Source organism: Wolbachia endosymbiont (group A) of Ophion costatus (assembly GCF_963969245.1).
In the GTDB taxonomy this organism is placed as follows: domain Bacteria; phylum Pseudomonadota; class Alphaproteobacteria; order Rickettsiales; family Anaplasmataceae; genus Wolbachia; species Wolbachia pipientis.
Genome location: NZ_OZ017714.1, coordinates 563,975 through 577,387, shown reverse-complemented (window position 1 = coordinate 577,387; position 13,413 = coordinate 563,975). Strand labels below are relative to the sequence as shown.

10 protein-coding genes are annotated in these 13,413 nt (G+C 35.6%); 8 read left to right on the top strand and 2 right to left on the bottom strand.

The features are described from left to right. The first annotated feature begins 349 nt into the window (after positions 1-349). Positions 350-1,912, top strand: a complete 1,563-nt coding sequence (gene guaA, locus AACH21_RS02930) for a glutamine-hydrolyzing GMP synthase (RefSeq protein WP_264339311.1) — start codon at positions 350-352, stop codon at positions 1,910-1,912. Positions 1,913-1,934: 22 nt separating this feature from the next. Here the strand turns inward: guaA and AACH21_RS02925 are convergent, their stop codons facing one another. Together AACH21_RS02925 and AACH21_RS02920 are read right to left on the bottom strand one after the other, a co-directional pair. Further along, positions 1,935-2,648, bottom strand: coding sequence for a TerC family protein (locus AACH21_RS02925; RefSeq protein WP_338482741.1), 714 nt, complete (start codon positions 2,646-2,648; stop codon positions 1,935-1,937). A gap of 504 nt (positions 2,649-3,152) precedes the next feature. After that, positions 3,153-3,287, bottom strand: coding sequence for a hypothetical protein (locus AACH21_RS02920; RefSeq protein ID WP_265040776.1), 135 nt, complete (start codon positions 3,285-3,287; stop codon positions 3,153-3,155). Between the two features lie 126 nt (positions 3,288-3,413). Here AACH21_RS02920 and AACH21_RS02915 point away from each other — a divergent pair, with 126 nt between their 5' ends. From AACH21_RS02915 to AACH21_RS02885, 7 genes are all read left to right on the top strand, one after another. Then, positions 3,414-4,229 carry an ankyrin repeat domain-containing protein gene (locus AACH21_RS02915; protein ID WP_338482740.1) on the top strand — a complete coding sequence of 272 codons (816 nt, stop codon included), beginning with the start codon at positions 3,414-3,416 and terminating at the stop codon, positions 4,227-4,229. A gap of 275 nt (positions 4,230-4,504) precedes the next feature. After that, on the top strand, positions 4,505-7,000 hold the full coding sequence (mutS, locus tag AACH21_RS02910) for a DNA mismatch repair protein MutS (RefSeq protein WP_338482804.1): 2,496 nt from the start codon (positions 4,505-4,507) through the stop codon (positions 6,998-7,000). Positions 7,001-7,945: 945 nt separating this feature from the next. Next, complete coding sequence (locus AACH21_RS02905) at positions 7,946-8,098, top strand: hypothetical protein (protein ID WP_338482739.1); 153 nt, start codon at positions 7,946-7,948, stop codon at positions 8,096-8,098. Positions 8,099-8,175: 77 nt separating this feature from the next. Beyond that, complete coding sequence (locus AACH21_RS02900) at positions 8,176-9,354, top strand: ribonuclease D (RefSeq protein WP_338482803.1); 1,179 nt, start codon at positions 8,176-8,178, stop codon at positions 9,352-9,354. Between the two features lie 311 nt (positions 9,355-9,665). After that, on the top strand, positions 9,666-10,253 hold the full coding sequence (gene coaE / locus AACH21_RS02895; RefSeq protein WP_006280338.1) for a dephospho-CoA kinase: 588 nt from the start codon (positions 9,666-9,668) through the stop codon (positions 10,251-10,253). Positions 10,254-10,886: 633 nt separating this feature from the next. Beyond that, positions 10,887-11,719, top strand: a protein-coding gene (locus tag AACH21_RS02890; protein ID WP_236514306.1) for an IS5-like element ISWpi1 family transposase whose coding sequence is annotated in 2 segments (ribosomal slippage) — positions 10,887-11,256 and positions 11,256-11,719 — 834 coding nt in all. Because the reading frame shifts where the segments join, the coding sequence is not laid out codon by codon here. A gap of 137 nt (positions 11,720-11,856) precedes the next feature. Then, a complete protein-coding gene (locus AACH21_RS02885) occupies positions 11,857-13,260 on the top strand; it encodes an NAD(P)H-dependent flavin oxidoreductase (RefSeq protein ID WP_338482738.1) in 1,404 nt (467 codons plus the stop codon). Positions 13,261-13,413 lie beyond the last annotated feature (153 nt).

The following is a 13,413-nucleotide window of genomic DNA, read 5'->3' as shown; positions in this document are numbered from 1 at the left end:
ATTTCTTAAACATTTATGGCTAAACGACAATCGTCATCCCGCTACTTGTTAGCGGGATCTATTGCCAAGATACCGCGAATGAATCGCGGTATGACGGTTCGCGGTGGTATGACGGTTCGTGGCAGCATGAAGATAATCCCGCTACTTGTTAGCGGCTGAGATACTGCGGCGGTATGACGTAGATTGCTGTCATTCCGCTACTAGTTAGCGCCGCAGCGGTATGGTGTAGGAAAATTAGCTATATAGCTAACTTGTACCACGCGTTAAAGCTTTTAAACAGGTCTTGGTTTACTTACTCCATTATTTTCTTTATTATCAGATATCATTTTAAATAATATGGAGGAGCAAATTGTCAGCAATTGCCATTATTGATTTTGGTTCACAGTTTACACAGCTTATCGCAAGACAAGTAAGAGGAATGGGTGTTTATTGTGAGATATTTCCAAGCAACATCAGTTTTGAAACAATATCAAAATTCAATGGGTTTATTCTCTCTGGAGGACCACAATCTGTAAATGATGATTGTTCTGAAACAAGTAGAGTAGTACATGAAATTATAAAACTTAATGAGGCAACAAGCGTTCCTATACTTGGAATATGCTATGGACAGCAACTCATTTGTCATTATTTTGGAGCAAAAGTAAAAGAGAGTTTCAAACAGGAGTTTGGTAGAACTAAAATCAAGATACTAAAAGAATCCCCCATTGTAAAGGATACCTGGGATGTTAATTCTGAAGTGGATGTATTAATGAACCATGCGGACAGTGTTGATACTATACCACAGGGATTTACTGTTATCGCATCAGGTGTGATAAATCAAACAATTGCAATGATTGTCAACGAACAGCGGAAGATTTACTGTACTCAGTTCCATCCTGAGGTTAAGCCCACAACAAATGGCAGTAAATTGCTCTCTAACTTCTTGGATATTGCAAATTGCAAAAGAGACTGGACAATGAAGTCGTTTATTGAGGAGCAAAAGGAAAAAATCAAAAATGTAGTAGGAGAGAAAAAAGTAATCGCTGCAGTAAGTGGTGGGGTTGATTCAAGCGTTGCAGCGGCTCTCACACATAAAGCTATAGGAAAACAATTGAACTGTATTTTTATCGATACTGGGTTGTTACGCAAGAACCAAACCATCGCTATGTTGAAAGAGATTCCGATAAATTACGTTGATAAATCAAATTTATTTTTGAGTAGGTTGAAGGGAATAACTGATCCAGAAGAAAAGCGAAAAATTATCGGTAACACTTTTATTGAAGTGTTTGAAGAAGAAGCAAAAAAAATAGGTGATGTGGATTTTTTGATGCAAGGTACCATCTACTCTGATGTAGTTGAGTCAGGGCATGCCTCAAACAACACTAGTACAATTAAGTCTCACCATAATGTTGGTGGGTTGCCAGAAAAGATGAACCTGAAGCTAGTGGAGCCTTTACGCTACCTCTTTAAAGATGAGGTAAGGCTACTTGGAAAAGAAATTGGGCTTTCAGATGAGATAATATTTCAACATCCATTTCCTGGACCTGGACTTGCAGTGAGGATTATAAGTGAAGTCGATGAAGAAAAGGTGCGAATATTGCAAGAAGTAGATGAAATATATATTAATACGATGAAAAATTACGATCTATATGATAAGATATGGCAAGCTTTTGCTGTATTATTACCAATAAAAACTGTAGGCGTTATGGGAGATGGTCGTACGTATGGATATGTTTGTGCTTTAAGGGCTGTAACATCATCTGATGGTATGACAGCCGATGCATTTCCATTTGAAGATAAGGATCAACACTTGCTAGTATTTTGGGATTTTTTACGCAATGTCGGCAGTATAATTGTTAATAATGTTCCCGGAGTAAATAGAGTTGTTTATGATATCACTTCTAAACCACCCGCAACTATTGAGTGGGAGTAAATCAAAAAGATCCCGCTGCTTGTTAGCGGCTGAGATACCGCGAATGAATCGCGGTATGACGGTTAATTTTCTTTATTTTGCTTATAATTTCCACAAGCAGTGCAAACATAAATGAAGAATACAAATATCCTTTTGGTAATTCTATATGAAATCCATGAAGTATGAGGTACACACCGACAAATAAAATAAATAAAATGGCGATTATTTTTAACCCTGGGTTAGATTTGATTAACTGGGCGGTATAACTTGATAAAAACAGCATTGCTAGCATGGAAAATGTAAATGCTGTAGCAATTATTACCATGTTATAAGTTAGTGCTATAGCAGTTAATATCGAATCAACCGAAAAAACTAAATCTATTAATATAATTTGTAGCACAACTAAAAAAAATTTTGATTTAACGTTTGCTTTCTTTTTATTTTTCTTACATACAAAGATGTCATCCCGTAACTCCATAGAGCTCTTAACAATAAGGAATAATCCCCCTGCGATCATAAGTAAATCCCTTGCTGATGCAGTGTGAAATATAGGTTTTTGCATTGATAATATAGATGATGTAAAAAATAGTATTACAAAACGCATTAATAGTGCTAATCCAAGGCCCATAAGGCGCACTCTTTCTCTCAGCGCATTTGGTACCTTATCTATTGCTAGAGAAATAAAGATTAAATTGTCTACACTAAGTATAGTTTCAAGTAGTGTAAGTGTCAGTAAAGTCCAAGCATCAGTTAGCATTTTTGTTTCAAATTCGGTTCTTCTTACTCTACAATAGATGTGTAAAAATTAAGTGACTTCACTCAGAAGTTTTATAGCAGTTCTCCAGAAAAACAGGATATATAAAGTTCAGCAGCTTCTTCTATTTTCGTTTTTGAGCAAAATCAATAATAAGAGAGTTTCTTATTTTCATGCACGCAAATAAGATAAAGCCTTATTTTCATTTTTGACTTTATTTGAAAATAATATATACTATAAAAATAGTGTGCTCGGTTGAATGAATGTATATTAAAGGATCACCATCAGGCAAAGTATTCGCTGGTTATCAGGCATTTATACCAAGCCCCTTGCCACCAAAATTTGAATGGGACAATGATTTAGTTAATAGTCTTTAAACCCTTACTTTACTATAAGGAAAGTGGTTGAAAACTTAGGTGTCGTATTTACAACAGCCCAAAGAGCAATCGTAAAGCTTGAAGATTTAGGCATCGTTTCACAAACTTCTCAAGGAAAGAGAGATCGGGTTTATTGTGCAACTGATATTTTGAATATTCTAGAAGAACCAACTAAGATTACAGAGAACTTCGATAGCACATTGTAGCTATTGTGATGAATAAATTCAGCAAACAGCAAGCTTAAAGAGTCTGATCCAATGGACATGCTGAACAAAAAGTAAGGAGCTCCTTTTGGAGGATTATATTAACTTATTAATTAATTGCTTGACTTTTAGCAGGATTTATTATATTATTTATTAATGAGTAATGCAATCAAACCAAGGAGGATAGCATGATAAATAATTTGGATTCAATAATTCTTGGAATAAAAGATGGTGAAAAGGCGATTGAAGATTTAAGGGTTGTTCTTAAAAAAAGAAAAGAAGAAGTTATTACTACACAGACATTTAATTACGCTTTACGATGCCCAAAAACTACAAAGGAAGCGATAGTACACGAAATTCTGCTTCATTTTATACAAAATCCTGGCGAGCAATCACTAGAACAAGTGATACAATGCTTAGATAGAGCAATACAATCTGGGATATATGCAAAAAACAACCCAATAAGAAATCTAGATGAAGAATTTAGTACTCATATAAACTTTAAAGATGAAGAGGGAAATACATTACTACATCATGCAGTTATAGGTAATAAAACTGAAGAAATAACCACCCTTCTTGTTACATATAGTGCAAATCCTTTGATACAAAACGCGGATAATAAAATTCCTTCAGATTTAGCTCAAGGAAAAACAAAAGAAGTGCTTATTAAAAGTATGAAAAAACAAGCTCATACGAAAAAAGAAAGCGCTATGATAGGCAGTTTAGTGCCTGGCGTAATAATTGGTGGTTTTCTTGGTGTTGTACTTGGAGCTGGTGTGTATGTTGCAGTAAGTCTTTCTGGTGGTATGATACTAGGTGTAATGATAGCATCTGTTCTTGTTGCTAGTATAGCTGTTGGACTGGCCATGTATTTTTTGAGTCAAGACTATGAACAGGCTAAAGCGATAGAAAAAACTATTAGCACTGTTAGCTCTGTTAGCTCTGAAATATCTGTTGGTGCTGCAAATGGTAAAAATGATAAAGAAGGGCAACAACTTATATAGAAAAAGCTATAGTATTTTTCAAACTAAATAATAAACCTTGTAATTAGGATATTCTGGATTCCAGCGTCACGTGCTGGAATGACAACTGCGTTTTTTGTTTTTTTGTCATCAAATACTCCTACTCTTTATGTCATCCAAGTGTCCTGACTACTTGGATCCAAGAAATTTAATTGTTTTAAATTTTTCCCTCTATACACCTATTTAAATTTTATATTATCCACATGTACAATATAATCTATAATAACGTTTATCAATACAATATATTAAAAAATATTATGAGCTTCGTAAAAGAAAAAAACACCCCTGTGATGGAGCAGTATTTGAACCTGAAAGCTCAATACAAGGATCATCTGCTATTTTATAGGCTAGGAGATTTTTATGAGTTGTTTTTCGATGATGCTATTAAAGCTGCGAAATTGCTGAATATAGTGCTCACTAAGAGAGGTAATTCGTGTGGGCAAGAAATACCAATGTGTGGAGTGCCAGCACACAGTAGTGAATCTTACCTACACAAGCTAATAGATTTAGGATTCAAAGTAGCAATCTGTGACCAATTAGAAACTGCTGATGAAGCAAAAAAGAGGGGCTATAAATCCATAGTAAAACGTGATGTAGTGCGAGTTGTAACTCCAGGTACAATTATAGAAGATTCACTACTGGAGGATAAAAGCAATAATTATCTCGCGTCCATAGTTGAACAAAATGACGAATATGCTATTAGTTGGCTTGAATTATCGACGGGAAAATTTTTTCACACTTTAACGAGTTTGAAAGCTCTAGATAGTGATTTATTGCGTATATCACCAAGAGAATTATTAATTTCTGAAAAATTCACTGAGGATGAAAAAATTAGATCGGTTTTAAAAAATTATAAAATATCAATTACGCAACACGCACAGAGCTTTTTTGAGTATAGTAAATCTCACAGAACGTTATGCGAGTTTTATAAAATCAGGGAACTTGGGAGTATAGGAAATTTCAGCAAAGTAGAAATCATGGCGTGTGGTGCACTGCTTGAATATGTCAGAGTAACGCAAAGGGGCTCCATTCCAAGGCTTGAATTCCCAAAAACCTATAAGCAACAAAATTTCATGCTTATTGATGCTTCAGCAAGGAGAAATCTTGAGTTGTTTTCAACTCAATTTGGTGAAAAGAAAGGTTCACTAATTTCAGTTATTGATCATACAGTTACAGCTTCTGGTGGACGCCTGCTCAAACAAATGCTCGCTTCACCCCTTGCTTGTTCTAAGGCGATTAACCTAAGGCTCAGTACCGCTCAATTTTTTGTAAATAATCATGATTCACGCAAAAAAATACGAGAGATATTATCTAACATTCCGGATATTGAAAGGTCTTTATCGCGCTTAATACTAGGGCGTGGTTCACCAAAGGATATGAACCTATTAAAAATAGGCCTAGGAAAAACTTTAGAGTTGTCTGAGTTCTTATGTAAAATTGAATCAGGTGAAAATGGATCTCTCCCACAACAATATGTCATCCAAACTGAGATCCAGCCAGCGTCACGCGCTGGAATAACAGTAAAATCAGACGAGAGTGAACTAAGCACAATACATAAAAGCCTTGGCAATCATAAAGACCTATTTGAACTGTTAAATAGTGCTATACTCGATAATAACCTCAGTTCCGTGAAAGAAGGAGGATTTATTCACTCAAAATACAACTCAGAATTATATGAGTTATCCTACATATTAAATAATAGTAATAAACTAATAACCAAACTCCGTGAATCTTATCGCGACCTAACTGGCATTGCCGCACTCAAAATATTACACAACAACATACTTGGTTATTACGTTGAAGTGTCGGCAAATCACAAAATAACTTCGGATATATTTATTCATAGGCAAAGCTTAGCAAATAGCATGCGCTACACTACTAATGAATTGAAAGAACTAGAAAATAAAATTCTTACGGCACGTGATGCTGCAATCGGCTTAGAAATGAAAATTTTTAGTGAACTGTGTAGTGAAGTTGCTAAAGAGTCTGAAAAAATTGCTCTTGCTGCAAATGCTTTGGCAAAACTTGATATTAGAACCGCATTTGCAGAGCTTGCAGTGCAAAATAATTACGTAAAACCCATTATTGATGACAGCAAAGAGTTCAATATCTGTAGCGGAAGACATCTAGTGGTTGAAGTTAACGATAAATTCATTGCAAATAGCATCAATTTAGCTGGTATACATCTAATTACTGGTCCTAATATGGCTGGAAAAAGCACTTTCTTGAGGCAAAACGCTCTCATTGCAATTTTAGCTCACATGGGGTCATTTGTGCCAGCAGAGAGTGCACATATTGGAGTGATTGACAAGATATTCAGCAGGGTTGGCGCAACGGATAATATAACAGCTGGTTATTCTACCTTCATGGTAGAGATGATCGAAACAGCAACGATAGTAAATCAGGCAACGGACCGTTCCTTGGTGATACTTGATGAAATTGGTAGGGGCACAGGGGTGTATGATGGATTATCTATTGCACAGGCGGTGATTGAACATATTCACAATGTAAATAAGTGCCGCGCCATTTTTGCAACTCATTATCATGAATTAACTAAAGTAAGCAAATACTTGAAGAACGTGAAATGTTTTTGTGTAAAAATAAGAGAGTGGAACGGAGAGGTTATTTTTCTACATGAAGTCATTGAAGGCATTGCAGATGAGTCATATGGAATACATGTAGCAAAACTTGCTGGTTTTCCTGATTCTGTTTTAAATAGAGCAAGTGAAGTGTTTGAGGAGCTGAAGGCTTGAATCATTATTATAAGTGAAGAATTACCTATACAATCGTGGTAGTAGCTATAGAAACGAAAAACTTACTTGACACCCTTCGCCAGCGCCCTTATCATGATAGTGAAGCTATTGTATTTGCTTTCGCCAATCTGCAGATTAAAAGGTAAGGATTACTTAATGTATCGGCGTCTTATGTTCAATTTTTTGCAGTATATAGATACTGTATGTCTTTACAAAACTTCATCTACATCTAGATTTTTATCTAAATAAGCTGAACGCGCTTATAAAGCGTTACAAGACATCAAAAAATGCCAATACTCGACAGAGATAGTAAAAGACTAGCTAACTCGGGGATTCTTTGTCTTTTTTTCTGCTTAGTAAATTTCTTAAACATTTGCAGCGTAAGTTAGTTGCAATTAAAAGCAGCTTAATCTTGCTTGTCAAGCGTTTAAAACATAAAAAACGCCAATATTTTAAAGCGGATAATAACCCCAGGGCTTCTTTTGCCTTTTTTTTTATTCGGTAAATTTCTTAATATTTATAGCTAAACGACAATCGTCATCCCGCAGCGGGATCTAGAGATACCGCGGCGTTATGACAGTTCGCGGCGGTATGACGTAGAGTGCTGTCATTCCAGTGCTTGGCACTGGAATGGCTTTGTTGCATCGCTAGCTATGATGGATTAAAGATAAAAAAGGTGGAGAATATCAGTAGCTTATTATTCTGGTATTTATAACAAGAACGGTCAGTGAATACCTAAATTTGAGTAAAAGAAATTTCACTACCACTCACTAATCCGGCTAAAATTCAAGAATTTCAATGCTTTAGCTATTTTCAATAGAATTAAATTTATTAATATAAATAACAAATTACTATTCTTAAATTTGATCAGATTGATTGCAAAAAAACAAGATTTTCAATAGGTTGCTTATAATCCTAACTATAGTTAGCCTTTCATAAGTAGCGATGCAACAAAGCCCACTGGAATCCAGCCTTTATTATGCAGCCACTTGGTTGAAATTAAGTCTTCTAGATCCCAGTGTCAGCTACTTGGATGACAGGAGAAGGAAGCACTGGGATTGGGATGGAAAAGGCTATTTGTGTGATGCCAATGAGTGATAGAAAGTTCTGCAAGAAGTCATTAATTGCAAAAATTTAATATAAGTGGTAAAGTAGAACCACTGAATAAAAAACATATGTTAATTAATACAACGTCGGAGCTGGAGGACATATGTGAGGGGTTGATAGCAAAAAAGCCAAAATTTATAGCAGTTGACACGGAGTTCATTAGAAATAATTTAATCTACTACCCAAAATTATCGTTAATTCAAATTTCTTACGGAGAGAAGAGTTTTATTGTAGACGCATTAGTGCCAGAAATTGATTTATCATTCATTAAGAAAATAATGCTAAATCAGGGGATAACCAAAGTGTTTCATAGCTGCCGGCAGGATATAGAATCCTTACTCACTGTGTTTAAATGTATTCCCACTCCCATTTTTGATACCCAAGTTGCTGCTATGTTTTGTCATTATTATCATGACTTTATTGGTTACTCAAAAGTAGTGGAGCAATATCAAGGAATAGCACTGGATAAAATTAAAGCTAAAAATTCAGATTGGTTAAGGCGTCCGTTGTCCGAAGATCAGTTAGATTATGCAGTAAACGACGTGGTACACCTATATGACCTATACCAAATATTGTGCAATAAACTTGAAGAAAATAATAGGATGGGTTGGTTTCAAGAAGAGATGGAATCAATAGTTGATATAAATAAGTATTTACATAGCCCAAAAGATGCATGGAAGAGGATTAAATTTAATTATGAAGTAAATCCAAGATTGATACTAACTGTTAAAGCAGTTAGTGAGTGGCAAGAAACCTTAGCACAGCGCTATAATATGAACCGTAATAAAATAATCAATAATGCTGTAATAGCTGATTTTATTGAAAAAAATGTAGAGCATGTTGATGAGATTTTAGATGATCTCAAGAGGAATACAAAAAATATAAAAGATGCGGATTTACTAGAGTTTGTGAATATTTTTAATAAAAATGAGAGAAATTGGATGCAGCAAAACAACACCTTATCGAGTAATTATGATAAATCTGTACTTGATATACTCTCAATTATTTTAGATAGTAAATGTAAAGAAAGTAACATATCAAGGAAATTAGTTTCTTCAAAAGATGAGTTAACCGGGTCAATATCTGGACAGACAGATAAATTATTCAAGGGATGGAGATATGATTTTTTTGGCAGGTCAGTTGAATCATTTTTGAACACAAGCTCAAAATTTGAGATTTCAGCAGTGAAATCCGCAAATAATATAACCAAAATTCAGAGTAATTTAGTGGAGAATAACTGTTGCTAAAGTAACTTAGATTTATCGACAATCGTCATCCCGCTACGTGTTAGCGGCTAAGAGATACCGCGGCGGTATGACGGTTAAGTAGGGTGTCATCCCAGTGCCTTGACTACTTCGATCCAGGAAAATTGATTGTAAACGAGCAAACATTTTCGATAAAATTACCAAAAAGCTAGATCCCAGACTGGGATGACACCACCTACAAATTGCAATGTTCGTATAGTTATGTGCTTGACACTGGGATCTAGAAAATCTAGTTAATATATATAGAGAAACCTTAGCTATAGTTTCAAAAGAAGTCGAATGTATTTTGTTATATGATTATAAGTCTAACAGGCGGAATTGGGGTAGGAAAGAGCTTTGTAGCTAATTGCTTTCAAGAGTTTGGTGCTGTTGTATTTGATGCTGATTCTGTTGTACACCAACTTTATAAAGTGGATAAAAGCATAATAAGTTATGCAGAGAAAAATTTTCCTGGAGTGGTAGTAAATGGTGAAATAGATAGAACAGTACTGTCTAAATATTTCTTAGCCTACGATGAAAATTGGAAACAATTTCAATCTTTGGTTCACTCTGCTGTGCTGCGTGAATTAGAATTTTTTATTGCCAAGGAAAAAAAGATCGATAGAAAACTTTTAGTTTTAGATGTGCCACTTCTATTAGAAACAAAATTTTATTTATATTGCGACCTTATTGTTTTTGTTCATGCAGATAGCGTTGTGCAAGCTCAAAGACTTAACGAACGCAACATAGATAAAGAAAAGCTTAATCTAATCTCCGATGTTCAGTTATCTATTGAGGAGAAAAGGAAGATGAGTGACTTTATTATCGATACCAGTGTAAGCAAAGAGTATGTTTTTTCTCAAGTAAAAGATATAGTGGATTCATTAAACCTAAACACGTAGCTCTACGTCATACCGCCGCGGTATCTCTAGATCCCGCTAACAAGCAGCGGGATGACGGTTGTCAGGATCCCAGCAGCCTCCCTCCCCTGTCATCCAAGTAGCCCCCTATGGTGTCATCCCAGTGCCCAGACACTGGGATCCAGGAAAATTGATTGTGCACTATAGCAACATTTTTGATCAAAAACTGGATTCCAGTGGGCTTTGTTGCATCGCTACTTATGAAAGGCTAACTATAGTTAGGATTATAAGCAACCTATTGAAAATCTTGTTTTTTTGCAATCAATCTGATCAAATTTAAGAATAGTAATTTGTTATTTATATTAATAAATTTAATTCTATTGAAAATAGCTAAAGCATTGAAATTCTTGAATTTTAGCCAGATTAGTGAGTGGTAGTGAAATTTCTTTTACTCAAATTTAGGTATTCACTGACCGTTCTTGTTATAAATACCAGAATAATAAGCTACTGATATTCCCTATCTTTTTTATCTTTAATCCATCATAGCTAGCGATGCAACAAAGCCATTCCAGTGTCAAGCACTGGAATGACACCCTTCCGATGGGAACTGCTCTCAGAGGTTGTCCGGAAACAAGTAAAAGGCTATAATATCTGAAATTTTAGTACGGGGTAAAGATGAGAAAAAAGTATCCAACAGATCTAAGCGAAAGGGAATGGGCAAGAATAGAAAAACACTTCAGAGTATCATACAAGAAAGGAGGAAGGCCGCCAAAGTATAGCAAAAGAGAAATATTAGAAGCAATTTTCTATGTATTGCGTACAGGGTGTCAATGGCGGTATTTACCAAATGATTTTCCGCTATGGAAGACTGTGTATGAGCAGTTCAGGCAATGGAAGAAGCAGGGAATTTTTGAGAAAATGAATTATGAAATTACAAAATATAGTAGAAGAAAAATAGGAAGGAATGAGCAGCCGAGTGCCTGTATAGTAGATAGTCAATCTGTAAAGACTACAGAAAAGGGGGGATCAAAGGCTATGATGGAAGTAAAAAAGTAAAGGGTAGAAAAAGGCATATAATTACAGACACTCAGGGTTTTATACTAGGTTGTTACGTAGGCGCTGCTAACGAAAATGATAGAGATGGTATTAAAATAGCATTAAACAATATGAGAACAAAATATACTAAAGTTAAAAAAATGTGGGCTGACATGGGATACCAAGGAAGAAATTTAAAGAATCACATAAAGGAAGAATATGACATAGATATTGAAATTGTTACAAGGCCTCCATGTAGATTTTGGGTGCACAAAGATACGCCACCTGAGCTACTACCAACAAGAGAACAAGGGTTTAAAGTACAGCCAAGAAGATGGGTTGTAGAAAGGACTTTTGCTTGGGTTAATAGGAATAGAAGGCTATCGAAGGAGTATGATTTACTCACAACATCCACTGAGAATTTCATATACCTAGCTATGAGTAGGGTTATGTTAAAGAGGGAATATGCTTGAATTTACTTGTTTCCGGACAACCTCTCAAACTACAACAGCATGAGTAGCTACAGAAGCTTTAATGATACAAGAAAAAATAAACAGCTATCATTTTTTTAGTAATCAAGTAAAATAGAGTGAAAGATTGCGAGGAAGTTTTGAAAAATAAGATAAAAAAGATAGTAATTTCAGGAAAGGAAGTGTGGCCAATCATCGAGGGCGGCAAAGGCATTGCAGTTAGTGATGGAAGATCAAGCTTAGCATTTGCTGCAGCAGATGCTGTGGGTACATTTTCTGGTGCAAATGCTAAGCTTATTGATGATAATGGCGAGTTAGTGCCACTAATTTATAAAGGCAAAACAAGAAATGAAAAGCATAGTGAATTGATTGAGTATAGTATTGAAGCTGGAATTAGTCAGGCAAGAATAGCAAATGAAATATCAAAAGGTCATGGAAGAATACACATGAATGTACTTTGGGAGATGGGAGCAGCAGAACGCGTGCTTCATGGCATATTAGAAGGAGCGAAAGGTTTGATTCATGGTATTACCTGCGGTGCTGGTATGCCTTATAGGCTTGGAGAAATTGCAGCTAAATATCAGGTTTATTATTACCCTATTATCTCATCGGTGCGTGCTTTTAAAGCATTATGGAAGCGTGCTTACCAAAGAATATCTTCCTATTTGCTTGGTGGAGTAGTGTATGAAGATCCATGGCTTGCTGGAGGGCACAATGGACTGAGTAACAGTGAAGACCCAGAGCTACCACAGGCTCCATTTGAAAGAGTTGCAGAGCTTAGATCTTTCATGAACGAGATCGGTCTTTCAGAAACACCAATTGTTATGGCAGGAGGAGTGTGGCATTTGAAAGATTGGGAACATTGGTTTGACAATCTGCAAATTGGACCAATAGCTTTTCAGTTTGGCACTCGTCCACTTTTGACGAAAGAAAGCCCAATTTCTGCAGAGTGGAAAAAGAAGCTACTCACTTTAGAAGAAGGTGATGTATTTTTAAATAAATTCAGTCCAACAGGGTTTTACTCATCTGCAGTAAAAAATAACTTCATACGTGAGTTGCAGGAACGGAATTCACGTCAAATAAAGTTTTCAGAAAATGCTAGCGAAGAATTTAATAATGAATTTGCAATGGGTAGCAGAGGTAGAAAGATCTACCTTACTGCAAAAGACAAAGAACTGGCAAATACATGGACTAAAGCAGGGTATACAGAAGCAATGAAAACTCCAGATACAACTGTTATTTTTGTGACGCCAGGCAGGTTTGCAGAGATAAGACAAGATCAAATCAATTGTATGGGATGCTTAAGTCATTGTTTGTTTAGCAATTGGAAAGATCATGGTGACCATTCAACAGGACGAAAGCCAGATCCGCGTAGTTTTTGCATACAAAAAACACTGCAAAACGTTATACACGATGGTGATATTGAGAACGAACTCATGTTTTCCGGGCACAATGTGTACAAATTTAAGCAAGATCCATTTTATGAGAATGGCTACGTACCGGCAGTAAAAGAACTGGTGGAAAGGATATTGACTGGGTATTGAGTCAGCAGTGGCCTGAAAAGTCCATTTTTCACTTTATAAAATGTTTATATTTTACTACCTACTTTATTTGAATAAGTTCTTCTGCCACACTTGAACGAATATCAAAAAAGATTGAATATTTGTATAGAATAGTGTATAATTATTAATCTTTTC